The sequence below is a fragment of the Occultella gossypii genome (genome assembly GCF_019947135.1).
Lineage (GTDB): Bacteria > Actinomycetota > Actinomycetes > Actinomycetales > Beutenbergiaceae > Occultella > Occultella gossypii.
Map to the genome: position 1 here is coordinate 14,158 of NZ_JAGSHT010000012.1, position 25,229 is coordinate 39,386.

Below are 25,229 nucleotides of genomic sequence, written 5' to 3' on the forward strand. Positions count from 1 at the left end.
GCGGAGCGACGACAGACGTAGATTGGCCGCACACGCGAAAGGAGGTGGTCCGAGACGTGAAGAATCTTGGGACTCGTGAGGTGGCTGTCCGCTAGCCGCTCGTCAAAGTGAACGGACGGCATGCCGTCTCCACGGCGCACGAGCGCTAGCGAGACCACGGCAGCCACCGGAGCCCTGCGGGGCCGCACCTTCGTCCAGTGCGGCACCCCGACACCACGTCGGGAACCGCGGGGCTTCTTCATGCCCGCTGGACCTCCCCAGCCGGCCAATGCCCGGGTCCGCCCGGACGCGTCCGCCGAGATCGTCGCGGTCACCGGCGGACCGGCCATGGCAGGGTGGACCCATGCAGCTGCGCATCTTCACCGAACCCCAGCAAGGCGCCACCTACGACGACCTGCTCGCCGTCGCCAAGGCCACCGAGGAACTCGGCTTCGACGCCTTCTTCCGCTCCGACCACTACCTGACCATGGGCGGCGACGGCCTGCCCGGACCCACCGACGCGTGGACCACGCTCGCCGGCCTGGCCCGGGAGACCTCCCGGATCCGGCTCGGCACACTCGTCTCCTCCGCCACGTTCCGGCTGCCCGGCGTGCTCGCCATCCAGGTGGCCCAGGTGGACCAGATGTCCGGCGGCCGCGTGGAGCTCGGCCTCGGTTCGGGCTGGTACGAAGCCGAGCACACCGCCTACGGCATCCCGTTCCCGGCCAAGCGGTTCGGGCTGCTCGAGGAGCAGCTCGAGATCATCACCGGCCTGTGGCAGACGCCGGTCGGTGAGACGTTCTCCTTCGCCGGAGAGCACTACCAGCTGACCGACGCCCCCGCCCTGCCCAAGCCGGTGCAGGCGTCCATCCCGGTGATCATCGGCGGACAGGGCCCCAAGCGCACGCCGGCGCTGGCGGCCAGGTTCGCGTCCGAGTTCAACCTCGGATTCGCCGAGTTCGACGAGGTCGCGCCCAAGCTGGACCGCGTCCGAGCCGCCTGCATCGAGGCCGGCCGGGACCCGGACTCACTGACCTACTCGGCCGCGCATGTCCTCTGTGTGGGCGCGAACGAGGCGGAGTTCACCCGCCGCGCAGCCGCCATCGGGCGCGAAGGCGCGGAGCTGCGTGAGCACGGCATCGCCGGCACCGTGGCCGAGGCCACGGATCGCCTGGCCGGCCTGCGGGAGTCCGGTGTGGAGCGGGTCTATCTGCAGGTGATGGACCTACAGGATCTGGACCACCTGGATCTGGTCGCACGCGAGATCGCACCGCACGTGGGTTGATGCCATGCGCTTCACGATCAAGGGTCGATCGCACCACCTCACGCAGGAGAGCGTGCGCGAGTCGCTCGCCGGGCACCGACCCGCGCGGGTCCAGCTCCACTGGGTCGCGGTGGCGGGCCTGCACTGGCCGGTCAAGCAGGCGCTGGAGCTGAGCATCGGGCTGTACCGAGCCGACTTCACCACGGACACCGCGCGGCGGATCTTCCAGCAGCTGGGGTTCCAGGTCTCCGCCCCCGCGACCGGCCGGACCCAGCGCCGGAGCGCTCCGACCACCCGTCGACCGGAGGACGTCACCGACGCCGCAGGGCTCGCCTGGCGCAACCTCGCGAGGGCGCTCGTGACACCGTCCCTCGGCCGGTTCGTTGACGACTGGGAGCGCGGACTGTCCGGCGCGACGGCGGCAACCGTGCAGCCCTCCGACGGTGACGCCCACCGCATGGCGCCGGAGTCGCTGGTATCCGATCCGGAGGCGGCCGCCGAGCTGATCGAGTACGCCTCCCTCGCCCGCCGGCGTGCCGATCGGCTGTCCGCGGTGAGTACGGCGACGGCGGTCGCGCTCGGCCTCCAACGGATGCTGCGCGACGGAGAACGGATCCTCGAACCCCCCAACCTGACCGGCCGGGCCCGGCCGGGCTTCGACCTCACGACAACGCATCGGCGCGCGCAGTTCGTCATCGGCCCGCTCACCTCGAGCAACACCGTGCGGCAGCGGCGGGCCATCTCCTCCGTGGTGCGACTGGCCCTGGACACGTCCGGTGCGGTGCCCGAGCTGTGGACGTCGGACCCGCTGTTCGCCGACTTCCTGCGCTCCACCGACGAGACCGTGGAGTGGGGCCTGTCGCGCTCCCCCCGCGCGCTCCGGGAGGCGTTCGAGGAGGCCTACTCCTCGACGAGGATCCCCGTCCGGGTGTTCGTGAACGGGCCCGCCGGCGACGTGGCCCTGCGGGACCTGTCCGCGCTGGTGCCGCAGGCCCGGCTCATCGACTGAAACGCCGCGGGCGTCAGTCGCCGGCCTCCAGCGCGGCCAGCGCTCCGCGCACGTGTGGCTCGCTGAGGTGCCGCCTGCGCGCCCGGCCGACGCGGCCGGCGGCCCGGCGGGCGACGTAGTCGGAGGCGCGTGCGACCTCGATCGAGCCGTCCGGCATCGCCCGCGTCATGGTCGGGGAGAACGGCCGGGCGGCGAGCCACTCCCGCACGTCCTCGACCCGCCAGAGCGGGGTCGACCCGGCCCGCCAGGCGGGCGCCGGGAAGCCCGTCGAGGAGTCCCGGCGGTAGGAGCGCAGGGTTCCGACGGCGATCGCGGCCAGGGCAGCGATCTCCCGCAGGCTCAGGTAGCCGGGCAGCGCCGGGGTCACTCGCGTAGCCGGTTCGTGCCCGTCCTGACCGGGATCCACCAGTCGTGCGTCCTTCGGAGCGCGGTCGACCAGATCGGGCTCGCTCACCTGGTGCTCACCGGCTCACCGAGCGGGTGCTGCAACGGCCAGTCCTGGTTCTCCAGGATCACCTGGAGGGCGGCACCGCTGCGGCGGTGCACGATCACGGGTGCCATCAGGTTGACGGTGGTGATCTCGCCGGCGGGGTTGGCCACCACGAACACCTCGGCGTCGCTCGCGTCCACCAGGCCGAGCCGGTTGCCCTGTTCGGCCGAGAGCACCGGGGCGTACCGGGGCAGGTGCGTGTCCGCGTCGATGAGGAACAACCGCAGGCCGTCGTCCCCGGCGGTGGTCAACGTCAGCAGGCCGGTGGCCCCTGGCACCGGTGTCAGCTCGAACTCCACATTCGGGGCAAGCCCGGGGGGCGGCGTGAGGAAGGAGACCGTGCTCATCGCAGGAAGTCCAGCAGGCTGTTCTGGAGTACCCGCGCCGTGACGCCGAGGGCGCCCTGGTACGCGACCTCGGCGGACTTCAGGTCGATGATCATCCTGGCCATGTCCACATCCTCGACGTCGGAGAGCCTGCGCTCCAACCCTCCCATGCGTTCCTGTGTGGCCACCTCGGCCACCTCCAACCGGTTGTAGCGGGTGCCCACGCCGGTGAGCTCAGTGAGCATCTGCTGCCGGCGCCCGTCGATCTCGTCGATCCGCGCACCGACATCCGCACCCGAGCGCAGATCCGCTGCGATGTCGGACATCAGCGCGAAGACCGATCCGGGTCCGGATCCGAAGACTGCCGCACCGTCGGCGTCGACCCGGACCGAATCGCCCGGGCCGATCCGACGCTGCACCGTGGCGCCCGGGACACCCGTGTACGTACCGTCCGGGTCGAACGCGGTCGCCTCGTCGGAGGTGCCCGCGAACACCGATCGCCCGCCGTAGGTGGCGTTCGCTTGGACCAGCAGGGCCTCCCGGATCCCATCGATCTCCATGGCGAGCGCCTCACGGGCAGCCGGCGCGGTCGCCCCGTTGGCGCCCTGGATGGTCAGATCCTGGGCACGTCCGATCAGGTCGATCCCGGCCTGGATGGCGGAGTCGACGGTGGTCAGCCAGGCATGGCCGTCCTGGGCGTTGCGGGCGTGCTGCTGCGCGACGCGCTGTTCGCCACGAAGGCGAAGGGACTCCGCGGTCCCGCTCGGGTCATCCGACGGGCGTGAGATCCGGGTGTTGCTGGTCGCCTGCTCGGTCAGCTTGTTCAGCTGGGCCAGCGAGGCCTGCAGGTTCTGCGCCGCGGTGCGTGCGGTCATCTGGTGCGTGACGCGGTTGATCATGGCGGTCACCTCCCGACGATCCCGGTCCGGTTGATGAGGGTGTCGAGCATCTCGTCGATCGCCGTCATCACCCGGGCGGAGCCCTCATAGGCGCGTTGGAAGGTCATCATGTTCATGGTCTCCTCGTCGAGGTCGACACCGGCGTTGCCCAACTGCAGGTCCAGGGCCGACCCCGCCGCGAGCGCCGCCACGGCGGCAGTCTCGGACTCACCACGGGCCCGGACCCCGGTCCCGGAGACGAACGTTGCCCAGAGCGCGTCGGGCGCCTGCGGGCCGGAGCCGATCTGCGCGATGGCGTCGGCCACGGAGCCGTCGTGGCCGCCTGCTCCCGGGGCGCCCGTCGCGAGTGCGGTCGCGACCACCCGGAGCCCCGCGGCAGCCGGCGCGCCCGCGGTGAGGCCGAAGAAGTCCCCGGCCGCGACGCCGTCGACGGTCCGGCCGGCGGTGTGCACGGCGTTCACCTTCGCGGCAAGGTCGGTCGCGAACGCGTTGTAGGAGGCGGCGGCCTCGGCGAGCACGCCACCGGTGCCGGTTCCGTTGGCGGGAGCCAGGAGCGAGATGGTTCCCGCGAGTTCACCGCCGCCCAGTCCCGCGGGCACGCCCGGCCGGTGGGCCCACTCCACGCGCACCGGGTCGGAGGCGGCGTCCCCCAACCGGCCCGCTCCGGCGACCTGGACCGGGCTGTGCGTCGTTCCGGACACCAGTGGGTTGCCTCCGACCAGGACATCCACGGTGCCGTCCCCGCGCTGGCGGACCTCCCCACCGGCGAGCGTCGCGATGGTGGTGGTCAGGTTCGACCGTTGATCGACGAGTTCGTTCACCGAACCACCGGCCGCGGCCGTGGACCGGATCCGTGCGTTCAGTTCGGCCACCCCAGCGGCGGCGGTGTTCAATTCTGCGACCAGCGCGTCGGCCTGCTCCCGGGCGCGGCCCCAGTGCGCGTCCACCTCGGCGTAGCCCTGGTTCACCGCAACTACGACGGCCGCGGCGACCTCCAGGACGACGGTCTCGGACGCCCGCTCGCCGGGCCGGTTCGAAAGGTCGGACCAGGATGCCCAGAAGTCGTTGAGCTTCGCCGCAAGACCGTTCTCACCCGGTTCGTGCAGCGATCCCTCAAGTGCCGAGAGCGCCGAGGCCCGCACGGCACTGAAGCCGTGCGACGAGGCGGTCCCGCGGACCCGGGCGTCGAGGTAGGCGTCCCCGAGCCGGGTGACGCCGTCCACCCGGACGCCGCGCCCGGGCTCCGGACTGCCGGCGAACAGGCCGAGCGCGGCCGGCGAGCCGATGCCCGAGAGCTCCACTCGCTGCCGGGTGTACCCGACGGTGTTCAGGTTGGCGACGTTCTGAGCCACCACGTCGAGGGCGCGACGCTGGGCCGTGACGCCGAGGTAGGCCGTGTTCAGTCCGGCGAAGGTGCTCATGGTGTCCTCACAGTCTCTTGTCCACGAGGCGCGCGCCGACCGGCTCGGCCCGGCTGGCCCCGTGGGAGTCGTACGTTCCGGTCGCACCGTCGAGTCCGGCCAGGGTCTCCTGCGCGGCGCGCAGCCCAGCGCGCAGGAACTGCGCGTTCGCGTCCCGCAGGTCGCGGATCCGAGTGGTCAGGGTGGTCAGGGCGGTGAGGTGCTCGGAGAGGACCTCGTCCCACGGTGGCGGCGCGTGCTGGATCAGCTCGCGCAGGCTGCTGCCGTCGGCGGCGCCCCACTGGCCGGCCACACCGGCCGCCTCCACATCTCGCGCTAGGCCGGATTCGTATAGACGCTCGACTACCTGTTCCACCTCGCGGGTGGCGTTCGCAAGCCAGTCGGTACGGCCGGCGGTCAGCAGCAGTTGCTCCTCGGTCAACTTGAACAGGAGCAACTCCAGCAAGTTCCTTTGGTGCCATATGGCGGCGGACAACTCCTGCACTCCCATGCCAACCCCGATCCCGGTCCGACGCGAGGACTCGTTCCCTCGCATCGACCACTCTCGGCAACTGGGCAACGGACGTAAGGTCTAGTCCAACGTCTATACATGAGGTAGTGTCACCTCCGCACGACAGCGGGCCGGTCCGGCCTCGACCGATCGTGCTCCGTTCCAAGGTCCCGGGGGTCCGAGTCGTGAATCGTGCCGAGCGCAATGCGGTCGTGGTGGCGAACCTGCCACTGGTCGGCTATCTCGTCGCCGATGTCTGCCGGCGAGCCACGCACCTGAGCCGCGACGATCTGGCCTCGGCCGGTGCGGTGGCCCTGGTGACCGCCGCCGATGCGTTCGACCCGACGTTCGGCGTGCCGTTCGGCGCCTACGCCCGCCAGCGGATCCTCGGCGCGCTCGCGGACGAGATGCGAGCGGGCGACTGGGCCACCCGCGGTGCCCGCAGCCGGATCAGGCAGACCCTGGCGGTCCGCGAACAGCTGCGCGCCTCCCTCGGCCGGGAGCCGGCGCGCGAGGAGCTCGCGGACGCCCTGGGGGTCGACCTGGCCGGCGTGGACGCCGCACTGGCCGACGCGGCCCGCACCGTGCAGCCGCTCGACGATGTCACCGTCGACCGGCTGCAGGATGCGAACGGCTCACCCCAGGACGCGGTACTCGTCGCCGAACGAGCCACCTACGTGCGGGCCGCTGTCGCAGCGCTGCCGGAGCGGATGCGCTACATCACTGAGCAGGTGTATTTCGCCGACCGCACCGTGAACGAGATCGCGGCGGAGCTGGGCATCTCCCACGCCGCCGTGTCCCAGCAGCGTGCCGAGGCGGTCCGGTTGCTCCGGGACGGACTCGCCACCCACTACGGCGACGGCGACGGCGCCGCGCCGGAACCCAGGTCACGGGTCGCGCCGTCGCGGCGCCTCGCCTTCCTCACCGAGCTCGCTGCCCTGACCCAGGGCGGCTTCACCCGGCCGGAGTCCGTGCGCGCCGTGTCCTGACGGATGAGGATCGACCCGACTGCTTACATCCGCTGGTAACCGGCCGAGAGGTACCGGTGACCGGCCCACGGATGGGCCGGACACGACCAGCCCACTCACGGAGGAAAGCATCATGGGTTTCGCCATCAACACCAACACCGCGGCAGCCAACGCCTACCGCAACCTGTCCGTCACGCAGGACCAGCAGGCCAAGTCCCTGGAGAAGCTCTCCTCGGGTCTGCGGATCAACCGCGCCGGTGACGACGCGGCCGGCCTGTCCATCGCCGAGGGCCTGCGCAGCCAGGTCAATGGCTACAGCGTGGCCGCCCGCAACGCTCAGGACGGCATCAGCGTCGTCCAGACCGCCGAGGGTGCCCTCGGTGAGGCGCACTCCATCCTGCAGCGGATGCGCGACCTCGCCGTCCAGGGTGCCAACGACACGAACAACGACGACTCGCGCACCGCGATCTCCAACGAGCTCACCGACCTCACCGCCGAGCTCACCCGGATCGCCGACAGCACGAACTTCAACGGCATCCAGCTGCTGGACGGCACCGCGACCGACCTCACCATCCAGGTGGGTGCGGACTCGGGCGCCAGCTCGCAGATCACGGTCGGCCTGGCGGCAAACAACCTGTCCACCATCGTGGCGGACATGACCACGGCCGGTGTCGCCGTGACCGACGCGACCGCGGCCCAGACCGCCATCGACTCGATCGACGCGGCCATCGCCTCGGTCTCCACCGGTCGTTCCGAGCTCGGAGCGACGCAGAACCGCCTCGAGTACGCGGTGAAGAACATCAACGTGTCCATCGAGAACCTGACCGCGTCCGAGTCCCGCATCCGCGACGCGGACATGGCCAAGGAGATGGTGGACTTCACCCGCTCGCAGATCCTGTCGCAGGCCGGCACTGCCATGCTCGCGCAGGCCAACCAGGCGCCGCAGGGCGTTCTGCAGTTGCTCCGCTGATCCGCCGCCGGCCGGTGAACCCACCGGCCGGCCACTGGGTTCCAGCGGTCATGACCGACGCCCGGGGCGGGTGCCGCCCCGTCCGGCCACCACCCCGGGCGTCGCCATCCCACCGGCCCGTTGCCGACCACCCACCTGATCGGAGCACTCGCGATGGCCTCCTTCGGCATCGACGGCATCATCAGCGGCCTCGACACCACCTCGCTGATCAATGCGCTGCTCTCCGCCGAGGCCGGGCCCCAGCGCATCCTCACCTCCAAGCGCACCGCCGCCGACAACCTGATCACGGCATGGCAGTCGCTGAACACGAAGATCGCCGCCCTGACCGAGCGCGCGGAGGCGCTCAGCACCGACACCGGGCTGCAGCCGCGCACGGTCACCAGCAGCGACCCGGCCGTGACCGCGACCGCGAAGGACGGCGCCGGGACCGGCGACCTGTCCGTCGTGGTCTCCTCCGTGGCCCGCACCCAGACCTCGGTCACGGCCGCGATGTCCGCCTGGGACACCGACCCGGCCGTGCTCACGGTCCGGTCCGCGAGCGGTGAGCTCACCGAGATCACTGCCGCCGGTGCCGACCTCGACGCCGTGGTGGCGGCCGTCAACACCTCCGATGCCGGGGTACGCGCCACGAAGGTGGCCGCCGGGCTCGACCCCGTGACCGGTCAGGCGCTGCACCGGCTCCAGTTCACCGCGTCCGCCTCCGGCGCCGACGCCGCGTTCGAGGTCTTCGCCGGCTCGGCCGCCGACGTGACGGCGGGCACCGCCGCGGACCTGTTCACCCGCCCGGGCGCCGCGCACGTACGCAGCGCGGCCGACGCCGTCGTGACGCTCTGGGCCGGCACCCCGGCCGAGCAACAGGTCACCTCGGCCACGAACACGTTCACCGACCTCATGGCCGGCGTGGACCTGACCGTCTCCGCGGCAGGTCCGGACCCGGTCACCGTCACGGTGGCCGCCGACGTCGAGGCCCAGACCACCGCGGCCGAGGAACTGGTCGGGGCGCTCGCGCAGATCTTCGCCGAGATCGCGACCCGGAGCCGGGTCTCGTCCACGATCGGCGCCGACGGGAAGGCCGTCGTCACCGGCGGCCTGTTCGCCGGGGAGTCCACGGTGCGCGACACCTCCTCGCGGCTGCTGACGGCGACGACCGCACCGGTCGACGGGCGCTCCCCGTCCGAGATCGGCATCGTGATCACGCGCGACGGCACCGTCGAGTTCGACGCGGACGTCTTCCGGGAGGCGCTCGCCACCGACCCGGACCGGGTCACCGGCACGTTGGCCGCCATCGCCGGTCGCGTCGCCGAGGCAGCGGCGACGGTCTCCGCGCCGAAGACCGGCCTGCTCAGCGCCCGGATCACCGGCGAGCAGGACCACGTCAAGGACATCGGCACCCAGATCGCCGAGTGGGACCGGCGTCTCGGATCGCGCCGCGAGACGCTGCAGCGGACCTACACCGCGATGGAAATCGCACTGTCCCGACTGCAGTCCCAGCAGTCCTACCTCGCCTCACAGCTCGCCAGCCTCGCGACGTCGTCCACGGCCTGACCGGCCCCCGAACCACCCGAGAGGAGGCAGCCCCGCGCGGGGCGCGCCACCGATGTCCACCTACACCGCGGCCCGGCAGTCCTACCTTCAGGACCAGGTGCTCGCCGCCTCCCCCGCCCGCCTCGTCACGATGCTCTACGACCGGCTGCTGCTGGATCTCAGCCGGGCCGAGGGCGCGCAGGAACTCGAGGACTGGGCGCAGGCCCGCGGCCACCTGATCCACGCCCAGCGCATCGTGACCGAGCTGATGACCACCCTGGACGTCGATGCCTGGGACGGCGGGGCCCAGCTGCACGCGATCTACGCCTACGCGCTGTCCACACTGCTGACCGCGAGCACGACCCGCGACCCCGGCCTCATCGCGTCCGTGCGCGAGCTCCTCGAGCCGATCCGGTCGGCCTGGCACGAGGCCGCGACGAACCTGCCGGCGCTGCGCAGCGCAGCGCCGAACGGCTCGCTCGGCGTCGCCTGATGACGCACGCCGACCCGGCCGCCGACGCCGCGACCGTCACCCGAGGCGAGCCGGCCACCTGGGCCGAGTTCCTCGACACCCTCGAGCGGGACGCCCGGCACACCGCCGTGCCATCGCCGAGCACCACGACGGCGACCACGATGCCGCCCGCCGACGGCGCGGCCTGGGTCCCGCCGTCGGGCCTCGGCCCGATGCCGGCCGGACTCGCCGACCGGGCCCGCGCGGTCCTCGCCGCCCAGCAGGACGCCGCGGCGGCCCTCCGGGGCTCGATGTCCGCGGCTCGCCGACACCGTGCGGCGATCGCCGCCGTACCGAGCGCGGACGCCGGACATCCGGTCTACCTGGACGTCACCGGCTGACCTCCGCGTCAAGACGCAGACGACCGGCCCTCGGTGACGACACCGTGTCGACCACCGTCGGTGTCTATACATTCGGGGCGCACAATCCCTTACCGTCGGCGCGCTGCTGCCGAGAGAGGGGAGTGAGCACGGATCGCTCACCCCCTCGGCCACGGATCGGCCACCGCAGTCTCGACGCTAGGTGAGTGTCCTCGTGCTGGAATCCGTGACCGCGCTCGCGATCTCGAGCGCCCTGGATGGCCTGTCCGCGCGACAGCGTGCCATCGCCTCGAACATCGCGAATGTGAACACCCCGAACTACACCGCCCGCCGGGTCGCGTTCGAGGACGCCATCACCCGGTCCGTGGCCGCGGGCGACGGGCGCGCCGACGCCACCGAGCAACGCTCCCTCGAGCCCACCCGGCTCGACGGCAACAACGTCAACCTCGACACCGAGACGCTCTCCAACGTCGACACGGTGCTGCGGTTCCAGTTCGCGGCGCGTGCGGCCGACGGCCCGTTCACCGCGCTGCGCACGGCGATGCGGACGAACTCATGACCTTCGACGCGATCGGTGTGGCCGGCACCGGGCTGACCGTGCACCGCAAGTGGCTGGATGCCATCAGCGACAACATCGCCAACGTCAACACGGTGACCAGCACCGACGGCGAGGCGTTCCGGGCCCGGTACGTGCTCGCCACCGCAGGCGAGGAGGGTGGCGTGTACGTGCAGGGCGCGGCGTACGGGGACGCCGAGGGCCGGCTCGTGCACGAACCGGACCATCCGCTCGCCGACGACGCAGGGTACGTGCGCTACCCGGACATCGACATGGCCGCCCAGATGTCGCAGCTCATCCTCGCCCAGCGTGGCTACCAGGCCTCGGCCGCCGTCGTCGACCGGGCCAAGGACACCTACACCGCCGCCCTCCAGATCGGACGAAACTGATGCCCATCGAAGCCATCGGCGCGCTCGGCGCCGCGCTCCCGACCGCGGGCACCGGCCTCGCCGGCGTCGATCGAGCCGCCCCGACCACCGGGACGGACGGGTTCGGCACGGCGCTGACCGGCGCCCTCGAGGACCTGCAGGCGCTGCAGGGCACCTCGGACGAACTCGCCATCAAGGCGGTCAGCGGTGACCTCACCGACATCCACCAGGCCACCCTGGCCGCCACCCGCGCCCAGGTCACCCTCGAACTCGTCGCCACCATCCGGAACAAGGGCGTCGACGCGTTCAACGAGATCATGAGGATGCAGGCCTGATGGCGGCGACCCTGACCTCCTGGTTCGGCCGGCTCATGGAGTCGGTCCGCTCGTTCAGCATCGCCCAGCGCACGCTGGCGCTGATCGGGATCGCCGTGCTGGTCCTCGGCACGATCGCGCTCTCCTCCTGGCTCACCCGCCCGTCCTTCGCACCCCTGTTCTCCGGCCTGTCACCCTCGGACGCGAACACGATCGTGGATCAGTTGCGCACCAACGGCGTCGAGTACCAGCTCACCGACGGCGGCTCCACGGTGCTCGTCCCCGAGGACGCCGTGTACGACCAGCGCCTGCAGGCGGCGGCCGCGGGGCTGCCGAGCTCGTCCACCGGCGGCTACTCGCTACTCGACGACATGGGCGTGACGACCAGCGAGTTCCAGCAGGAGGTCACCTACCAGCGCGCCATCGAGGGCGAGCTGGCCGCGACCATCGGCGCCATGACCGGCGTCCGGACCGCCTCGGTGCGGCTGGCCATCCCGGAGGAGACGGTGTTCGTCTCCCAGACCACGAACCCGACCGCGTCCGTGTTCATCGAGACCGAGGAAGGCGTCTCGCTCAACTCCGACCAGGTGCAGGCCATCGTGCACCTCACGTCGGCGTCCATCGATGGGATGTCCCCCACGGACGTCGCCGTGATCGACGCGACCGGACGGGTCCTCTCCGCCGTCGGGCAGGGCGCCACCGGTACCCCGGACCAGCAGGCGAGCGACCACGAGGAACGGGTCCGCGCGCAGGTCCAGGCCATGCTCGACCAGGTGCTCGGTGCCGGGAACTCGACGGTGGTCGTGGCGGCGCAGGTCTCCACCGAATCGGCCGAGCGGCTCGAGGAGAGCTTCACCACCCCGGAGGGGACGCCCGCGCACTCGACCTCAAGCACCACCGAGACCTACACCGGGTCCGCGGGAACCGGCGCCGGCGTCCTCGGACCGGACAACATCGCCGTCCCCGACGCCGAGGGCGACGGCGGGGATTACAGCTCGGAGTCGGAGGTGCGCGACAACGCACTCAACTCGGTGACGCAGACGACGTCGATCCCGGCCGGCACCCTGGTCCGCCAGTCCGTGTCGGTGGCTGTGGACACCTCAGCCGCGGCGCCCGTGGACATGGCCGAACTGTCCGCGCTGGTGGCCACCGCCGCGGGGGTGGACACCGCGCGCGGCGACCAGGTCACCGTCACCCCGGTGCAGTTCGACACCTCCTCCGCGCAGGAGGCGCAGGACGCGCTCGCCGCGGCGACCGCCGCCGAGGCGGCGCAGCAGCGCGCGGACCTCACCCGCACCGCGATGATCATCGCCGGGGTCCTGGCCGCCATCATCATCGCGCTCGTGATCTACGCACGCCGTAACCGCCGCCAGGACAGGAAGGCGATAGACCTGGGCCCGGCCACCATCGAGACGATCGAGGACGAGAACGCGCGGCCGGAGCTGCTGGCCGAGCCCGAGCCGCGGTTGGAGCTGCCACCGCCGCCGTTCCTCGACAACGGGCCGGAGGACCTGCTGCGCAAGCGCGCCGAGCTCGACGCCATCGCCGAGCACGATCCGGAGCGTATGGCCGAGGCGCTGCGTGACCTGATGGACGAACGGCGTCCGGTATGAGCGTGACCGATACGGCGTTGACCGGTGTGCAGAAGGCGGCCCTGCTGCTCATGCAGCTGGACACCGAGCGCGCCGCCAAGGTGATGCAGCAGTTCTCCGAGGCCGAGGCCGAGGAGATCACCGCGGAGATCGTCCGGTTGCGCCGGGTGGACCCCGCGGTCGCCGACGCGGTCATCTCCGAGCTCCACGACTCCACGATCACCGGCCGGTTCCGCTCCCGCGGTGGCAAGGACGTGGCGACGGGCCTGTTGGAGGCCTCGTTCGGTTCCGAGCGGGCGGCCGGGGTCATGTCCCGGGTGGAGTCGACCATGGCGGGCCAGCAGTTCGAGTTCCTGGAGACCGTCGAGGATCCGCACCTCCTCCAACTGTTCGAGGGCGAACACCCGCAGACGATCGCGTTGGTGCTCGCGCATCTGCGCCCCGAGCGCGCCTCGGGTGCGCTCGCCGCGCTCCCCGACCACCTGCGACCCCAGCTCGCCCGGCGCATCGCCACCATGGGGCCGCCGTCGCCCGAGGCGGTCTCGATCATCGCCGAGGCCCTCAAGCAGCGCGCGGGTGCCGCGGCCTCGTCCCGCGAGCCGGCGGACACCGTCGGCGGGGTGGCGCCGCTGGTGGAGATCATCAACCGGGCCGACAAGCGCATCGAGACCGCCGTGCTCGAAGGGCTCGACCGGCTCGACCCCGAACTCGCCGAGGAGGTCCGGGCCCGGCTGCTGACGTTCGCGGACGTGGTGCACGTGGCGGACCTGGACATGCAGCAGGTGCTGCGCGGGATCGACCCGGCCACCCTCGCGATCGCGCTCCGCGGCGCGGCATCGGCGATCACGGACAAGATCACCGCCAACATCTCCGCCCGGAACCGGGAGATCCTCGAGGAGGAGTCCGCCCGCCCGGTGCGGCTGCGGGCCTCCCAGGTCGAGGACGCCCGTGCCGAGGTGGTGCTGGCGATGCGGAGCCTCGAAGCGAGCGGCGACCTCGTGGTCGTGCGTGGCTCGGAGGACCGCTATGTCGACTGACTCAGGTCGGGTGCCGGCCGCGTTCGCGCCTGCGGTGTTCCCCGCCACCGGGGCGAGCCCGGACCCACGCGGCCAGGAGCAGGCGCAACGCCGCGGGCACGCAGCCGGGTACGCCGCCGGCCTGCGCGCCGCCCGGGCCACGCTCGCCGAGCGGCTCGCCGAACTGGAGACCGACCACGAACGGCAGGCCGCCGAACGGCGCGCCGCCACCGCCGACGCCGTGGCGGCACTGTCCGCCGCCGCGGCACACCTCGATGCCCGCGAGACCACGACCCTGCTGGAGGCCCAGGACCAGCTGGCGACCGCCGCCGTCGACCTCGCCGAGGCCGTGCTCGGCATCGAACTCGCCGACGGCGACACGAGCGCCCGCGCCGCCCTGACCAGAGCCCTGGCCGGGGTGCGGCACGAGGTGGTGCGCACCGTCCGGATGCACCCCGACGACGTCGCGACCCTCGCCGGGGCACCGGCGCCGGTCGAACTGGTCGCCGACCCCGCGATCACCCGCGGGGACGCGATGGTGGACCTCGACGCCGGCTTCCTCGACGCCGGCATCCGCGCGGCGCTCGGGCGCGCCCGCGCCGCCCTCACGCAGGCTCCGTCATGACCGCGACCCTGCGGCCCCACCCGGCCCGCTTCGCCCGTGCGCTTCGGGCCGCACGGCCGGAGCGGGTCGGCGTCGTCACCAGTGCCGTCGGTCTCGGCCTGGAGATCGCCGGGCTGGAGGTACCCATCGGAGAGCTGGTCACCGTGGGCGAGGGCCCGACGGCGGTGCACGCCGAGGTGGTCGCGGCCACCTCCGCGGGGGTGCGGTGCATGCCGCTCGGGCGGATGACCGGCCTGGTCGCCGGCGCACCCGCGCGTTCGCGCGGGACCGGGATTCTGGTGCCCACCGGTGCGGGACTGTTCGGCCGGGTCCTGGACGGACTGGGCCGGCCGATCGACGGCCGGGGACCGCTGTCCGACGTGCACCACGTGCCTGTCGCGAACTCGGCGCCCGCGCCGCTCGATCGCGCCCGGGTGGCCGAGCCGCTGACCCTGGGGGTCCGCGTCCTGGACACCCTGACCAGCGTCGGGCGCGGTCAGCGTCTCGGGCTGTTCGCCGGCTCCGGCGTCGGGAAGTCCTCGCTGCTGTCCATGGTGGCCCGCGGGACCGAGGCCGAGGTCTCCGTGATCGCGCTGGTCGGTGAACGCGGCCGTGAGGTCCGGGAGTTCCTCGAGGACGACCTCGGTCCGGAGGGTCTGGCGCGATCCGTGGTGGTCGTGGCCACCTCCGACGAGCCGGCGCTGGTGCGGCTGCGCGCCGCGTTCGTGGCGACCCGGATCGCCGAGTCGTTCCGGGAAGGCGGCGCACACGTGATGCTGATGATGGACTCCCTGACCCGGGTCGCCATGGCGCAGCGGGAGATCGGGCTCTCCGTCGGCGAGCCACCGGCCACCCGTGGCTACCCGCCGTCGACCTTCTCCGTGCTGGCCGAGCTATTGGAGCGTGCCGGGACCGCGGCACGGGGGTCCGTGACGGGCATCTACACGGTGCTCGTCGACGGTGACGACCACAACGAGCCCATCGCGGACTCGGCCCGGTCCATCCTCGACGGGCACGTGGTGCTCGACCGCAAGCTCGCCGTGGCCGGGCATTTCCCCTCGGTGGACGCGCTCGCCTCGATAAGCCGGCTCGCGAACCGGGTGACGTCGCCGCAGCAACGTGCCGACGCCACCACCCTGCGCCGGGTGCTCGCCGCCCGTGCGGCCGCGCGTGACCTGCTGGACGTGGGTGCCTATCAGCGCGGCGCGAACCCGCTCGTGGATGCCGCCCTCGAACACGCCGGCCAGATCGACGCGTTCCTGCTCCAGGAGCTGTCCGAGGCCGCCCCGGCCGATGATTCGTGGGCCCGGCTCGCCGGGCTCGCCCGAGCGCTGGGAGGCGCCCGATGACCTTCCCCCTTGCCGGCCTCCTCCGGGTGCGCCGTCTGCAGCAAGACCAGCGGGCCGGTGACCTGGCCCGCGCGAACCGACGCCACCGGGAGGACGTCCGGCGCACCGAACGCCTCGCCGGCGTCCTGGCCGGGAGCCCGGTGGAGGTCGAGGACCGCGCCACCCTGGTGGCACTCGTCGCGGCGCGCGCCTCGGCGCGCGGCCTCCTCGCGGAGCTGCGCGCCAGCGAGGCAGGGTCCGCGAGCGACGTCGAGGACGCCCGCGCCGCACACCACGACGCGCGCGCCGCGACGACGTCACTGGAGAAGCTCGAGGAACGTCACGCCGCGGGCGTGACGCTCGAGGAACTGCGCGCCGAGCAGGGCGCGCTGGACGAGACCGCAGGGCAGGCGTGGGCCCGGTCGGGCAAAGGACCGGACCGATGACGATCGCGATGATCTCCGCCCGGATCGGGCAGATCGAGCAGACGATGGCGCAGCTCACCGCGACGATCCAGGCGCCCGCCACGTCCACGTCCGCGACCGCCGCCCCACCGGCGACCGCTCGGGCGACGGACGCCACGTCGGCGGGCGGGCTCGCCGGCGCGACCGCCGACGCCGATCGGCCCCTGTTCGCCGCGGCGCTCGCCACCGCGCAGGCCGGCGGGACCGGGTCGACTGCGGCGGTCCCGACAGTGCCGGCGGCGCGGGCCAGCGCCAGCGGGACGGCCGTCGCCGCCGGCAGCGCCACCGGCGCCGACCTCGTCACGGCGGCCCGGAAGTACCTCGGCACCCCCTACGTCTGGGGCGGGGAGTCACTCGCGGAGGGCGGTCTGGACTGCTCCGGCCTGGTGCAGCTCGCCATGAAGGATCTCGGCGTGGACGTGCCCCGCACCGCCCGGGCGCAGATGACGATCGGCACCGAGGTGGCCTCGCTCGCCGAGGCCCGGCCCGGTGACCTGATCATCACCCGCGGCGGCGGGCACGTGATGATCTACCTCGGCGACAACCAGGTGCTGCACGCCCCGCGGCCCGGGCAGGACGTCCAGATCCGGGACATGTTCGAGACCGATGCGGACATCACCTCGATCCGGCGCGTGCTGCCGACCGGCGGGCAGGACCTGGCCACCGCGGCTGCCCGCGACGTGGTGACGGCGGGCTCACGATGAGCGCACCGACATTCCCCGCGCCGCCCCGATCACTCGGACCGTCGGCCGGAACGGTTCCGACCCAGCCACGGACCGACCGGTCCGGGCCGGCGTTCCAGGACGTCTTGTCCGCGCACACCGCGACACCGTACGAATCCCGGAACACCCGACCGAGCGACCGGTCCCCGGACGGCATTGGTGGTGGCGCCGGGTCCCGCGGCTCGGCCGGGCCCGGGTCGCGGACGAACCCGGCCCGGTCCGGCCCAACCGAGACCGCTCCCGACCGTCCCGGTCACCGGGCCGAGCCCACCGACCCCGGACCCGGGACGAACGCGACCACCGGGCTCGGGGCGACACCGGCCGACCCGACACCGGCACCGGCTCCGGCTCCGGCTCCGGCTCCGGCTCCGGCTCCGATCGTGCCGATTCCGGCAGCGGTGCCCGGCGACGCGGCGCTCGGGACGACGCCGGAGACCTCGGGTGCCCCCGGCGTCGTGGCGGCCGCGATGGACGGCGTTGCCACCGGCGTGGGCCTCGGAACCCCGATGAACCCCGACGCCGCGGTGCTCGCCCCGAGCGCGGGAGGCGAACCGGCCGGGTCCGCCGGGTCGACCGGCGCACTCTCCGCCATGGCAGGCTCGGCGACGGCCGGTCCCCACCCAGCCGCGGGCACGCCCGGCGCCCCGGGCCCCCCGGGCGTCACGGGCGGCACGGGCGTCATGGGCACAGCGATCGCCACCGGCACCGACGGCGCAACCGGCGCCGTGGGCGCCGCCACCGGACCGGCCATCGTCACCACGGCCGGCGCCGCCAGCCCACCGACCAACGCCGCGGAACCGGGCCTTGCAGGCACCGGCGCCACCTCGTCGAACTCGACCGCCGGTCAGCCCGCCGCGGCCCCGGGAACCCCGTCGGTTCCGGCGACCGCGGGTCTGGGCCCATGGGCATCTGCCGGTGCCGATGGCGGCGCCGCTCCCACCGCCGGCGCCGCACCCACCGCCGGCCGGGACGCTTCGCCGACCCCCACCTTGACGGCGCCCCTGACCGCACCAGCGCCCACCGTGCCCGTGACCGCGATGGCGCCCCCCGCCGTCGGGCCGTCCGCGTCGCCATGGCCGGCGACGGCGCAGCTGCTCGACGGCCTACTCACCCTGCGCTCGACACCAGCAGGGCAGCACACGCTCACGATCAACGTCACCCCGGACCACCTCGGGCCGATCGCCGTCCGGGCGCACATCGGCGCGGACGGCATCCGGATCGAGCTCCAGACACCGGACGCCGGCCGCGAGGCGCTGCGAGCGATCCTTCCGGACCTGCGCCGTGACCTCGCGGCCAGCGGCCTGAACGCCACGCTCGACCTGGATGCCGGCCCCGGGCACCACCCGGGCACGGGCGCCAGGACCGGGCCCGACGGTGAGGACGCCCGGCATCGCGGACCCGTCCCCGGTTCGATCCAGGCTCCCGGCTTCGGCCACGGCCCACGCTCGTCGGAGTCCGGCCACGCGCCCGGTCGCCCCGGCGGAGCCGCTGTACTCGACGTCCTGCTCTGAACAGAAGGAGACCCCATGCCCATCCCCCCGGTCGGTGCCGCCACCGCCGCGCAGGAGCCCCTCACCCCGACCGCACCGAAGCAGACCCTCGACTCCGAGGTGTTCCTGGAACTCCTGGTCACCCAGTTGCGCAACCAGGACCCGTCCTCGCCGATGGACACCACCCAGATGATCGCGCAGACCACGCAGCTGGCCAGCATGGAGCAGCTCACCGCGCTGGCGCGCCTGACCGAGGAGTCCTTCTCCCTGCAGATGCGCTCCGCGGCCGCCGAGCTGCTCGGCCGCGAGGTCAGCTACGCCGACGCAGACGGCGCGACCCACACCGGGATCGCGAGCGCCGTCTCGTACGCCGACCAGGTGCCGACCGTGACCATCGGCACCGAACGCGTGACCCTCGACGCCCTCAGCGGCGTCACCGCCACCACCGACGCCTGACCCACCACCTCATCGACAACCGAAAGGCAGACCCATGCTGCGCTCACTCACCTCCGGAATCACCGGGCTGCGCGCCCACCAGCAGATGCTGGACGTCACCGGCAACAACATCGCCAACGTGAACACCACCGGTTTCAAGGCGGGCACGATCCGGTTCCAGGACACGCTGTCCCAGATGGTGCAGAATTCCGCCGGCCCGCAGGCCGGTGCCGGCGGCACGAACCCGGCCCAGATCGGTCTCGGTGTCCAGGTGGCCGGCATCTCCACCACCTTCACCCAGGGCGCGGCCCAGTCCACCGGGCGAGCCTCCGACATGATGATCGCCGGCGACGGGTTCTTCGTGGTCCGCAAGGGCAACGAGACCCTGTACACCCGAGCCGGTGCCTTCGACTTCGACGGCGCGGGCCGGCTCGTCACGACGGACGGTTCGTTCGTGCGTGGCTGGGCCGCCGTGAACGGCCAGGTCAACCCGACCGGCCCGCTCACCGACATCACCCTCCCGGTCGGGGCCCTCGCGTCCGCCGAGGCCACCACCACGGCCACCGTGGGCGGCAACCTCCCGGCCGATGCCGAGGACGGGACCCAGCTGGTCCGGGACGTCGAGGTCTACGACGCGCTCGGCGGCACCCGCCGGCTGTCCCTCACGTTCGAGTTCTCCACCGCCGGTGGCTGGACGGTCGCCGGGTCCGACGGCGCAGCCACCGCACCCGCGCAGGCACTGACGTTCACCGACGGCCGGCTCACCGGCGGCGGTGCCCTCACCGTCGGCGGGGTCAGCGTGGATCTGGCCGGCGTGACCGGCTACGCGGAGCTCAGCTCGGTCGAGGTCACCGACGTGGACGGCCGCGGCGTGGGCGAGCTCGAGTCGTTCACGCTGTCCCCCGACGGCACCCTGATCGGATCGTTCTCCAACGGCGTGAAGGAGGCCATCGGCCGCATCGCCCTGGCCGGCTTCACGAACCCGGCCGGCCTGGAGAAGGCCGGCGGCTCGCTCTATCGGGCCTCCGCCAACTCCGGGGCCGCCGAGGTCGGCACCGCGGCGTCGAACGGTCTCGGGCAGCTCATCGGCGGCGCCGTGGAGATGTCCAACGTGGACCTGTCCCAGGAGTTCACGAACCTGATCGTGGCCCAGCGCGGCTTCCAGGCGAACTCGCGGATCATCACCACGTCCGACCAGGTCCTCGAGGAGCTCGTCAACCTCAAGCGCTGATCGCCTCGGCCTGTGACCAGGCCTTACCCGACCAGCCCACCGGCCGACAGTGCACACCGAGGCCCGATCGGGCCATGCCCGCAGCTAGGACAAGCCCATGATCATCCTCACGCGCCTGAACGGCACCGCCTTCGCGATCAACCCGGACCTGGTCGAACGCATGCACGCCACCCCGGACACCACGCTCATCCTGGTGGACGGTTCCAAGCACGTGGTCGCCGAGCCGCTCGACGTGGTCCTGGACCGGATCATCGAGTTCCGCGCCGCGGTCGTCTCCCGCGCACGAGACCTCCCCGTCACCACCGACCGGACGCTGTTCGGGCTGGTGCCACCCGCCGTAGCCGCGGGCCCGTCGGCTCCCGTGGACCTGCGACCCCGCACCAAGGAGGATCCGACGTGGACCCCGCAACGCTGATCGGCATCCTCCTCGCGTTCGGTGCCCTGGTGGGCATGATCACGCTGGAGGGTGCGAACCTCACCTCGGTGCTGCTGCCGGCACCGATCCTGCTCGTGGTGGGTGCCACCGTCTGTGTGGCGATCGCCGGGGGCACGCTCGCGGACGCCGGCCGCGCCCTGAAGGGTGCAGGCCAGGCGTTCCGGGGCAAGCCGGTGCCCCCGGCGCAGACGATCACCACGCTGGTGGAACTGTCCGAGAAGGCTCGCAACGACGGGCTGCTCTCGATGGAGAGCATGCTCGAGGAGGTCGACGACTCGTTCCTGCGGGAGGCGTTCCAGGCGATCGTGGACGGCATGGACTCCGAGGAACTGCGTCAGCTCCTCGAGGACAAGCTGGACACCAAGTCCGGCCGGGACCGGCAGGTCGCCAAGTTCTACTCCGACATGGGGGGCTATGCGCCCACCATCGGCATCATCGGGACCGTCGTGTCGCTGGTGCACGTGCTCGAGTACCTGTCCGAGCCGGCCACCCTGGGGCCGTCGATCGCGGCAGCGTTCGTGGCGACCCTCTGGGGTGTGATGACCGCGAACTTCCTCTGGCTGCCGATCTCGAACCGGCTCAAGCGTCTGTCCGATCTCGAGTGCGACCGGATGACCCTCGTCATCGAGGGCGCGCTCGCCGTGCAGGGCGGGCTCCAGACCCGCGCCCTGGACGAACGGCTCCGTGCGCTCGTCCCGGACGACCTCCCGCAGGAGAAGGCGGCATGAGCCGCGCCCGCGGCCGCACCAGGCGCGGCCACGCCGTCCACGGCGAGGAGGGCGGCGACGAACGCTGGCTGGTCTCCTACTCGGACATGATCACTGTCCTGATGGCGCTGTTCATCGTGATGTTCGCGATCTCCAGCGTGGACCAGGGCAAGTACGACGAGCTGCGGAACGCGCTGTCCTCGGGCTTCGGTCAGACCGACCTCGGCCGGCTCGACGTCACCGAGGGCGTGGTGGTCCCGCCCGAGGCGATGCCCGACCCGGCGTCCTCGGCGCAGCCGGAGACCGACTCCGAGCGGGCCGCGCTGGAACTGGCATCGTTGGAGCAGCTCCGGGACGAGGTCGCGGCCGCGCTCGCCGCCCACGGGCTCGAGGGGGCCGCCCGTCTCACCCTGGACGAACGGGGTCTGACCATCGGCCTGGTCACCTCCGAGATGTTCTTCGAGCCCAACCGTGCCGAGCTGACCACCCGGGCCGTGCAGGTCCTGGACGCGGTCACCCCCGCCGTCGTGGCCTCCGGGTACAGCGTCTCGGTGGAGGGGCACGCCGATCACCGCACCGGCACCTACCCGTTCCCGACCAACTGGGAGCTGTCCTCCGGTCGCGCCACCCAGGTGGTCCGGCACCTGATCGGAACCGGTGGCATCGGTCCGGAGCGGATCGCGGCCGTCGGGTTCGGCGACTCCCGCCCCCTCGCGGACGGCTCCGACCCCGACGCCCTGGCGATGAACCGCCGGGTCGACATCGTGGTGCTCTCGGACGCGCCGGAGTCCGTGCGCCAGTTGCTGCCGGAGTTGCTGTCCCAGGAATCCTGAACATCCACCAACGTCTATACACGATTCGCTTACATCGGCGGCGTCGTCGACGACAGTCAGCGGTGTGACAGCCGTAGATACGCGCGCAGACGCCCCCTCGCCCACAGCATGCGAACCCGTGGCGTATGACTTCCGACGCCCCACGGCGCTGGCAAGGGAGCAGTCGCGGATCCTGGAGCTGGCATTCGAGACGTTCGCCCGCCAGTGGGGGACGCAGCTCACCGCCAAGGTCCGGGTGCGGTGCCGTGTCGAACTCGACCAGGTCCGTCTGCAGACCTACGACGACTACACCGCCGCCCTGCCCGCGCTGACCACGATGGTGCTCCTCGAACTGCCCGACGAGGCGCCGCGCGCGGTGATCCAGTTCCCGGTCGGTGCGGCGCTCACCTGGATCGGGCACATGCTCGGCGCCACCGCGGAGCAGGCTCCCGACGCCGAGCGGGAGTTGACCGCCCTGGAACAGAACCTCGTGCGCCGGCTGATGAGCGACGCCGTCGAGGACCTCAGGTACTCGCTCGGCGATCTGCTCAACGTCGCCCCGGTGGTGCGCTCGCTCCGCTTCAACGCCCAGTTCGCCCAGGCCGCCGGGCCGAACGAACCGATGGTCGTGGCCGCGTTCACGGTCACGTTCGGGGACCGCAGCTGCCCGGCCACGCTGGCGTTGCCGTCCGCGGTCCTGCTGCCGCAGCTCGGCGGGTCCGTCCCGAGCGTCGGGGCGGACTCCGGCGACCTGATCGCCGGAGCGCTGGAGCTGGTGCCCCTGGAGGTGTCCGTCCGGCTCGCGCCCGTGCCGGTGCGGCCGGCGCAGATCCTCGACCTCGCCGTCGGCGATCTGATCTCAGTTTCCCACCCCCGAACTCGTCCCCTGGACGTCGCCGTCGACGATCGGGTGCTCGCCACCGCCGCCGTCGGGTCCACCGGTTCCCGGTTGGCCTGCGTCATCGTCACCACCGAGGAGTCCGACCGATGAGCACCACCACCGCCCCCACCGCCACCCTCGACGCCGCCGCGGCCCTGACCGCGCTGCTGCCGATGCCCGTGTCCGGGGTCGAGATCCGGCCCGACGACCTCGCTGCCGACGGCGCCGCCACCGCGTACCTGGCCTCGTTCGTGGGGGCCACCTCCGCGGACGTGGCCCTCGTCCTCACCGACGACCTGCCCACCGACGGCGTGGTCTCCGGTGCGGACGTGCTGCGCCCCGCGCTCGAAGCCGCGACCGCCACCCTCGGTGCCGGGATCCTCTCGGACGTCACCGAGGGCGATGCCGCCGACCTGCTCGCCACGCCGGACGTCGCGGTGTACGACCTGAACGCCCCGGACGGGCGGACGCTCGGCTGGTTCGCGATCCGGCTCCGTCCGAACGCGCGCCAGGCCGCCCGCCAGGGCACCGTGGACGCGGCGAGCGCACGCCCGGGTCGCATCGGCCGGATCAACGACGTGGAGATGACCCTCACCGTGGAGATCGGCCGCACCCGGATGAGCGTGCGGGACGTGCTGGACCTGGAGCCCGGTGGTGTCATCGAGCTCGACCGCTCCGCCGGTGCCCCGGCCGATCTGCTCCTGAACGGCCGGCTGATCGCACACGGTGAGGTCGTGGTGGTCGACCAGGACTACGCGATCCGGGTCACCCAGATCCTGGACGCGACCGAGGCGCACTGATGGACTCCCTGCTGCTGGCCCTGCGGGTGGCCCTCTCCCTGGCCTGTGTGCTGGGTCTGATGTGGTTCGCCCAGCGTCGCCTCGGCCGGGCCCGGACCCGGCGCCATGGCGAGTTGGAGGTCGTGGCCCGCCAGAACCTGGGCGGCAAGGCCCAGGTGGTCCTGCTGGAGGCCGCCGGCAGCCGATTCCTGCTCGGCGTCACCGAGCACCAGGTCAGCGTCCTGCACACCACCGACGCACCCGCGCAGCCGGTGTTCGAGGCATCCCTGGCCCGCGCCGCCGACGACGCCACCACCGACGAGCCCACCCTGCTGCCGGTGAACGCCCTCGAGCCGGCGAAGGGTTGGGCAGGGGGCTCCCTGCTGGACGCCGGCACCTGGAAGGCGGCCGCCGCGGCGGTCACCGGAAGGAACCGGGCCGCGTGAGTGCCGCCGCCGACGCGGTGAGCGGCGCCGCTCGGGTGCGCAGGCTCGTCCTGATCCTGTTGGCCGTCGTCACGTTGATCGTGCTGGTGTCGGTGCTGTTCGCCGGCACCGCGCACGCCGACACTGCCGAACCCGCGGACCCGACCGTGCCCACGGCGCCCGCCGGCCCAGCCGGCCCGAGCGGTCCCGACGACACGAGCGATCCCTCCGGCGGCGTCTCGGTGTCCATCAACGGCCCGAACGACGCGCCGAACGGCGCGATCGTCACGCTGCTCGCGGTCACGGTGCTGGCCGTCGCGCCGTCGCTGCTGCTCATGATGACGTCGTTCACGAAGATCTTCGTGGTCCTGGCGATGACCCGGAACGCGCTCGGGCTGACCACCGTGCCGCCGAACCAGGTGCTGGCCGGCCTGGCGCTGTTCCTGTCCCTGTTCATCATGGCGCCGGTGCTGAGCGAGATCAACGAGATCGCGCTGCAGCCCTACCTCGCCGGGGACATCCTGGTCAGCGACGCCTTCGACCTCGGCTCGGGCCCACTGCGCGACTTCATGCTGGCCCACACCCGCGAGGAGGACCTCGCGCTGATGACCCGGGCCGCCGGTTCCGAGAACCCGGAGACCACCGCGATGGTGCCGCTCACCACGCTCGTACCGGCGTTCATGATCTCGGAACTGCGGGCCGCCTTCATCATCGCGTTCGTCATCTTCGTCCCGTTCCTGATCATCGACCTGGTCACCTCCGCGGCCCTGATGAGCATGGGCATGATGATGCTGCCGCCGGTCATGATCTCGCTGCCGTTCAAGCTCCTGCTGTTCATCCTCGTGGACGGCTGGGGCCTGATCATCACGGCCCTGGTGTCCTCATACCAGGTGGCCTGA

General features: G+C 72.4%; 31 protein-coding genes. 26 read left to right on the forward strand and 5 right to left on the reverse strand.

Annotation, left to right across the window (positions count from 1 at the left end; all coding sequences use genetic code 11):
- Window positions 1–343 precede the first annotated feature (343 nt).
- Together KCQ71_RS11825 and KCQ71_RS11830 are read left to right on the forward strand one after the other, a co-directional pair.
- Window positions 344–1,264, forward strand: coding sequence for an LLM class F420-dependent oxidoreductase (locus KCQ71_RS11825; protein ID WP_223406086.1), 921 nt, complete (start codon window positions 344–346; stop codon window positions 1,262–1,264).
- Window positions 1,265–1,268: 4 nt separating this feature from the next.
- Complete coding sequence (locus KCQ71_RS11830; protein WP_223406088.1) at window positions 1,269–2,252, forward strand: hypothetical protein; 984 nt, start codon at window positions 1,269–1,271, stop codon at window positions 2,250–2,252.
- Between the two features lie 13 nt (window positions 2,253–2,265).
- On the opposite strand, the gene KCQ71_RS11835 is transcribed toward KCQ71_RS11830, so the two are convergent.
- The 5 genes from KCQ71_RS11835 to flgN are packed head-to-tail and all read right to left on the reverse strand — an operon-like array spanning window position 2,266 to window position 5,923.
- Window positions 2,266–2,706 (reverse strand): helix-turn-helix transcriptional regulator, encoded by a 441-nt coding sequence (locus KCQ71_RS11835; protein WP_223406090.1) that lies wholly within the window; start codon window positions 2,704–2,706, stop codon window positions 2,266–2,268.
- On the reverse strand, window positions 2,703–3,089 hold the full coding sequence (gene fliW, locus KCQ71_RS11840; protein WP_223406092.1) for a flagellar assembly protein FliW: 387 nt from the start codon (window positions 3,087–3,089) through the stop codon (window positions 2,703–2,705). The genes KCQ71_RS11835 and fliW overlap by 4 nt, the downstream gene beginning before the upstream one ends.
- Entirely contained in the window at window positions 3,086–3,967 is an 882-nt protein-coding gene (gene flgL / locus KCQ71_RS11845; RefSeq protein WP_223406094.1) for a flagellar hook-associated protein FlgL, read from the reverse strand. Before flgL ends, fliW begins: the two co-directional genes overlap by 4 nt.
- Window positions 3,968–3,972: 5 nt before the next feature.
- Window positions 3,973–5,388 (reverse strand): flagellar hook-associated protein FlgK, encoded by a 1,416-nt coding sequence (gene flgK, locus KCQ71_RS11850; RefSeq protein WP_223406096.1) that lies wholly within the window; start codon window positions 5,386–5,388, stop codon window positions 3,973–3,975.
- Between the two features lie 7 nt (window positions 5,389–5,395).
- Window positions 5,396–5,923: a flagellar export chaperone FlgN gene (flgN, locus tag KCQ71_RS11855; protein ID WP_308116631.1), complete on the reverse strand. Its 528-nt coding sequence runs from the start codon at window positions 5,921–5,923 to the stop codon at window positions 5,396–5,398.
- A 140-nt stretch (window positions 5,924–6,063) separates the two neighbouring features.
- On the opposite strand from flgN, the gene KCQ71_RS11860 reads away from it, so the two are divergent.
- The 24 genes from KCQ71_RS11860 (at window position 6,064) to fliP (ending at window position 25,229) form a co-directional block, all read left to right on the forward strand.
- Window positions 6,064–6,867 (forward strand): sigma-70 family RNA polymerase sigma factor, encoded by an 804-nt coding sequence (locus tag KCQ71_RS11860; RefSeq protein WP_223406100.1) that lies wholly within the window; start codon window positions 6,064–6,066, stop codon window positions 6,865–6,867.
- A 112-nt stretch (window positions 6,868–6,979) separates the two neighbouring features.
- Window positions 6,980–7,816: a flagellin N-terminal helical domain-containing protein gene (locus tag KCQ71_RS11865; RefSeq protein ID WP_223406102.1), complete on the forward strand. Its 837-nt coding sequence runs from the start codon at window positions 6,980–6,982 to the stop codon at window positions 7,814–7,816.
- 120 nt (window positions 7,817–7,936) lie between these two features.
- Window positions 7,937–9,361, forward strand: coding sequence for a flagellar filament capping protein FliD (gene fliD, locus KCQ71_RS11870; RefSeq protein WP_223406104.1), 1,425 nt, complete (start codon window positions 7,937–7,939; stop codon window positions 9,359–9,361).
- 52 nt (window positions 9,362–9,413) lie between these two features.
- The gene (gene fliS, locus KCQ71_RS11875) at window positions 9,414–9,833 is read left to right on the forward strand and encodes a flagellar export chaperone FliS (protein WP_223406106.1); all 420 of its coding nucleotides are present in this window, start codon (window positions 9,414–9,416) and stop codon (window positions 9,831–9,833) included.
- On the forward strand, window positions 9,833–10,192 hold the full coding sequence (locus KCQ71_RS11880; protein WP_223406108.1) for a hypothetical protein: 360 nt from the start codon (window positions 9,833–9,835) through the stop codon (window positions 10,190–10,192). Before fliS ends, KCQ71_RS11880 begins: the two co-directional genes overlap by 1 nt.
- A gap of 193 nt (window positions 10,193–10,385) precedes the next feature.
- On the forward strand, window positions 10,386–10,730 hold the full coding sequence (locus tag KCQ71_RS11885; RefSeq protein WP_223406110.1) for a flagellar basal body rod protein FlgB: 345 nt from the start codon (window positions 10,386–10,388) through the stop codon (window positions 10,728–10,730).
- Window positions 10,727–11,116 (forward strand): flagellar basal body rod protein FlgC, encoded by a 390-nt coding sequence (locus tag KCQ71_RS11890; protein WP_223406112.1) that lies wholly within the window; start codon window positions 10,727–10,729, stop codon window positions 11,114–11,116. Before KCQ71_RS11885 ends, KCQ71_RS11890 begins: the two co-directional genes overlap by 4 nt.
- Window positions 11,116–11,430, forward strand: a complete 315-nt coding sequence (gene fliE / locus KCQ71_RS11895) for a flagellar hook-basal body complex protein FliE (RefSeq protein ID WP_223406114.1) — start codon at window positions 11,116–11,118, stop codon at window positions 11,428–11,430. The genes KCQ71_RS11890 and fliE overlap by 1 nt, the downstream gene beginning before the upstream one ends.
- Window positions 11,430–13,022, forward strand: coding sequence for a flagellar basal-body MS-ring/collar protein FliF (gene fliF, locus KCQ71_RS11900; protein ID WP_223406116.1), 1,593 nt, complete (start codon window positions 11,430–11,432; stop codon window positions 13,020–13,022). Before fliE ends, fliF begins: the two co-directional genes overlap by 1 nt.
- Complete coding sequence (gene fliG / locus KCQ71_RS11905) at window positions 13,019–14,038, forward strand: flagellar motor switch protein FliG (RefSeq protein WP_223406118.1); 1,020 nt, start codon at window positions 13,019–13,021, stop codon at window positions 14,036–14,038. The genes fliF and fliG overlap by 4 nt, the downstream gene beginning before the upstream one ends.
- Window positions 14,028–14,642, forward strand: a complete 615-nt coding sequence (locus KCQ71_RS11910) for a FliH/SctL family protein (protein ID WP_223406120.1) — start codon at window positions 14,028–14,030, stop codon at window positions 14,640–14,642. Before fliG ends, KCQ71_RS11910 begins: the two co-directional genes overlap by 11 nt.
- Window positions 14,639–15,970, forward strand: a complete 1,332-nt coding sequence (locus KCQ71_RS11915) for a FliI/YscN family ATPase (RefSeq protein WP_223406122.1) — start codon at window positions 14,639–14,641, stop codon at window positions 15,968–15,970. The genes KCQ71_RS11910 and KCQ71_RS11915 overlap by 4 nt, the downstream gene beginning before the upstream one ends.
- Entirely contained in the window at window positions 15,967–16,395 is a 429-nt protein-coding gene (locus KCQ71_RS11920; protein WP_223406124.1) for a flagellar FliJ family protein, read from the forward strand. The genes KCQ71_RS11915 and KCQ71_RS11920 overlap by 4 nt, the downstream gene beginning before the upstream one ends.
- Window positions 16,392–17,117, forward strand: coding sequence for a C40 family peptidase (locus tag KCQ71_RS11925; RefSeq protein ID WP_223406126.1), 726 nt, complete (start codon window positions 16,392–16,394; stop codon window positions 17,115–17,117). The genes KCQ71_RS11920 and KCQ71_RS11925 overlap by 4 nt, the downstream gene beginning before the upstream one ends.
- Window positions 17,118–17,515: 398 nt before the next feature.
- Entirely contained in the window at window positions 17,516–18,646 is a 1,131-nt protein-coding gene (locus KCQ71_RS27620; protein WP_308116632.1) for a flagellar hook-length control protein FliK, read from the forward strand.
- A 15-nt stretch (window positions 18,647–18,661) separates the two neighbouring features.
- Complete coding sequence (locus KCQ71_RS11935) at window positions 18,662–19,081, forward strand: flagellar hook assembly protein FlgD (protein WP_223406128.1); 420 nt, start codon at window positions 18,662–18,664, stop codon at window positions 19,079–19,081.
- 34 nt (window positions 19,082–19,115) lie between these two features.
- The gene (locus tag KCQ71_RS11940; protein WP_223406130.1) at window positions 19,116–20,291 is read left to right on the forward strand and encodes a flagellar hook protein FlgE; all 1,176 of its coding nucleotides are present in this window, start codon (window positions 19,116–19,118) and stop codon (window positions 20,289–20,291) included.
- Between the two features lie 97 nt (window positions 20,292–20,388).
- Window positions 20,389–20,706, forward strand: a complete 318-nt coding sequence (locus KCQ71_RS11945; RefSeq protein ID WP_223406132.1) for a flagellar FlbD family protein — start codon at window positions 20,389–20,391, stop codon at window positions 20,704–20,706.
- On the forward strand, window positions 20,688–21,455 hold the full coding sequence (locus KCQ71_RS11950) for a motility protein A (protein WP_223406134.1): 768 nt from the start codon (window positions 20,688–20,690) through the stop codon (window positions 21,453–21,455). The genes KCQ71_RS11945 and KCQ71_RS11950 overlap by 19 nt, the downstream gene beginning before the upstream one ends.
- The gene (locus tag KCQ71_RS11955; protein WP_223406136.1) at window positions 21,452–22,267 is read left to right on the forward strand and encodes a flagellar motor protein MotB; all 816 of its coding nucleotides are present in this window, start codon (window positions 21,452–21,454) and stop codon (window positions 22,265–22,267) included. Before KCQ71_RS11950 ends, KCQ71_RS11955 begins: the two co-directional genes overlap by 4 nt.
- Before the next feature lie 118 nt (window positions 22,268–22,385).
- A complete protein-coding gene (locus KCQ71_RS27625; protein WP_223406138.1) occupies window positions 22,386–23,237 on the forward strand; it encodes a flagellar motor switch protein FliM in 852 nt (283 codons plus the stop codon).
- Entirely contained in the window at window positions 23,234–23,926 is a 693-nt protein-coding gene (gene fliN / locus KCQ71_RS11965) for a flagellar motor switch protein FliN (protein WP_223406140.1), read from the forward strand. Before KCQ71_RS27625 ends, fliN begins: the two co-directional genes overlap by 4 nt.
- Window positions 23,926–24,351 (forward strand): flagellar biosynthetic protein FliO, encoded by a 426-nt coding sequence (fliO, locus tag KCQ71_RS11970; protein ID WP_223406142.1) that lies wholly within the window; start codon window positions 23,926–23,928, stop codon window positions 24,349–24,351. Before fliN ends, fliO begins: the two co-directional genes overlap by 1 nt.
- Window positions 24,348–25,229: a flagellar type III secretion system pore protein FliP gene (gene fliP / locus KCQ71_RS11975; RefSeq protein WP_223406144.1), complete on the forward strand. Its 882-nt coding sequence runs from the start codon at window positions 24,348–24,350 to the stop codon at window positions 25,227–25,229. Before fliO ends, fliP begins: the two co-directional genes overlap by 4 nt.

What these genes read in the sequence shown, in the direction of transcription:
- fliN (WP_223406140.1), top strand. Translation starts at nt 23,234, where the DNA reads ATGAGCACCACCACCGCCCCCACCGCCACCCTCGACGCCGCCGCGGCC.
- KCQ71_RS11830 (WP_223406088.1), top strand. Translation starts at nt 1,269, where the DNA reads ATGCGCTTCACGATCAAGGGTCGATCGCACCACCTCACGCAGGAGAGC.
- KCQ71_RS11925 (WP_223406126.1), top strand. Translation starts at nt 16,392, where the DNA reads ATGACGATCGCGATGATCTCCGCCCGGATCGGGCAGATCGAGCAGACG.
- KCQ71_RS11880 (WP_223406108.1), top strand. Translation starts at nt 9,833, where the DNA reads ATGACGCACGCCGACCCGGCCGCCGACGCCGCGACCGTCACCCGAGGC.
- fliG (WP_223406118.1), top strand. Translation starts at nt 13,019, where the DNA reads ATGAGCGTGACCGATACGGCGTTGACCGGTGTGCAGAAGGCGGCCCTG.
- KCQ71_RS11865 (WP_223406102.1), top strand. Translation starts at nt 6,980, where the DNA reads ATGGGTTTCGCCATCAACACCAACACCGCGGCAGCCAACGCCTACCGC.
- fliO (WP_223406142.1), top strand. Translation starts at nt 23,926, where the DNA reads ATGGACTCCCTGCTGCTGGCCCTGCGGGTGGCCCTCTCCCTGGCCTGT.
- fliS (WP_223406106.1), top strand. Translation starts at nt 9,414, where the DNA reads ATGTCCACCTACACCGCGGCCCGGCAGTCCTACCTTCAGGACCAGGTG.
- flgN (WP_308116631.1), bottom strand. Translation starts at nt 5,923, where the DNA reads ATGCGAGGGAACGAGTCCTCGCGTCGGACCGGGATCGGGGTTGGCATG.
- KCQ71_RS11910 (WP_223406120.1), top strand. Translation starts at nt 14,028, where the DNA reads ATGTCGACTGACTCAGGTCGGGTGCCGGCCGCGTTCGCGCCTGCGGTG.
- KCQ71_RS11825 (WP_223406086.1), top strand. Translation starts at nt 344, where the DNA reads ATGCAGCTGCGCATCTTCACCGAACCCCAGCAAGGCGCCACCTACGAC.
- flgL (WP_223406094.1), bottom strand. Translation starts at nt 3,967, where the DNA reads ATGATCAACCGCGTCACGCACCAGATGACCGCACGCACCGCGGCGCAG.
- fliF (WP_223406116.1), top strand. Translation starts at nt 11,430, where the DNA reads ATGGCGGCGACCCTGACCTCCTGGTTCGGCCGGCTCATGGAGTCGGTC.
- KCQ71_RS11955 (WP_223406136.1), top strand. Translation starts at nt 21,452, where the DNA reads ATGAGCCGCGCCCGCGGCCGCACCAGGCGCGGCCACGCCGTCCACGGC.
- KCQ71_RS11915 (WP_223406122.1), top strand. Translation starts at nt 14,639, where the DNA reads ATGACCGCGACCCTGCGGCCCCACCCGGCCCGCTTCGCCCGTGCGCTT.
- flgK (WP_223406096.1), bottom strand. Translation starts at nt 5,388, where the DNA reads ATGAGCACCTTCGCCGGACTGAACACGGCCTACCTCGGCGTCACGGCC.
- fliE (WP_223406114.1), top strand. Translation starts at nt 11,116, where the DNA reads ATGCCCATCGAAGCCATCGGCGCGCTCGGCGCCGCGCTCCCGACCGCG.
- KCQ71_RS11920 (WP_223406124.1), top strand. Translation starts at nt 15,967, where the DNA reads ATGACCTTCCCCCTTGCCGGCCTCCTCCGGGTGCGCCGTCTGCAGCAA.
- KCQ71_RS11945 (WP_223406132.1), top strand. Translation starts at nt 20,389, where the DNA reads ATGATCATCCTCACGCGCCTGAACGGCACCGCCTTCGCGATCAACCCG.
- KCQ71_RS11935 (WP_223406128.1), top strand. Translation starts at nt 18,662, where the DNA reads ATGCCCATCCCCCCGGTCGGTGCCGCCACCGCCGCGCAGGAGCCCCTC.
- KCQ71_RS11890 (WP_223406112.1), top strand. Translation starts at nt 10,727, where the DNA reads ATGACCTTCGACGCGATCGGTGTGGCCGGCACCGGGCTGACCGTGCAC.
- KCQ71_RS11940 (WP_223406130.1), top strand. Translation starts at nt 19,116, where the DNA reads ATGCTGCGCTCACTCACCTCCGGAATCACCGGGCTGCGCGCCCACCAG.
- fliW (WP_223406092.1), bottom strand. Translation starts at nt 3,089, where the DNA reads ATGAGCACGGTCTCCTTCCTCACGCCGCCCCCCGGGCTTGCCCCGAAT.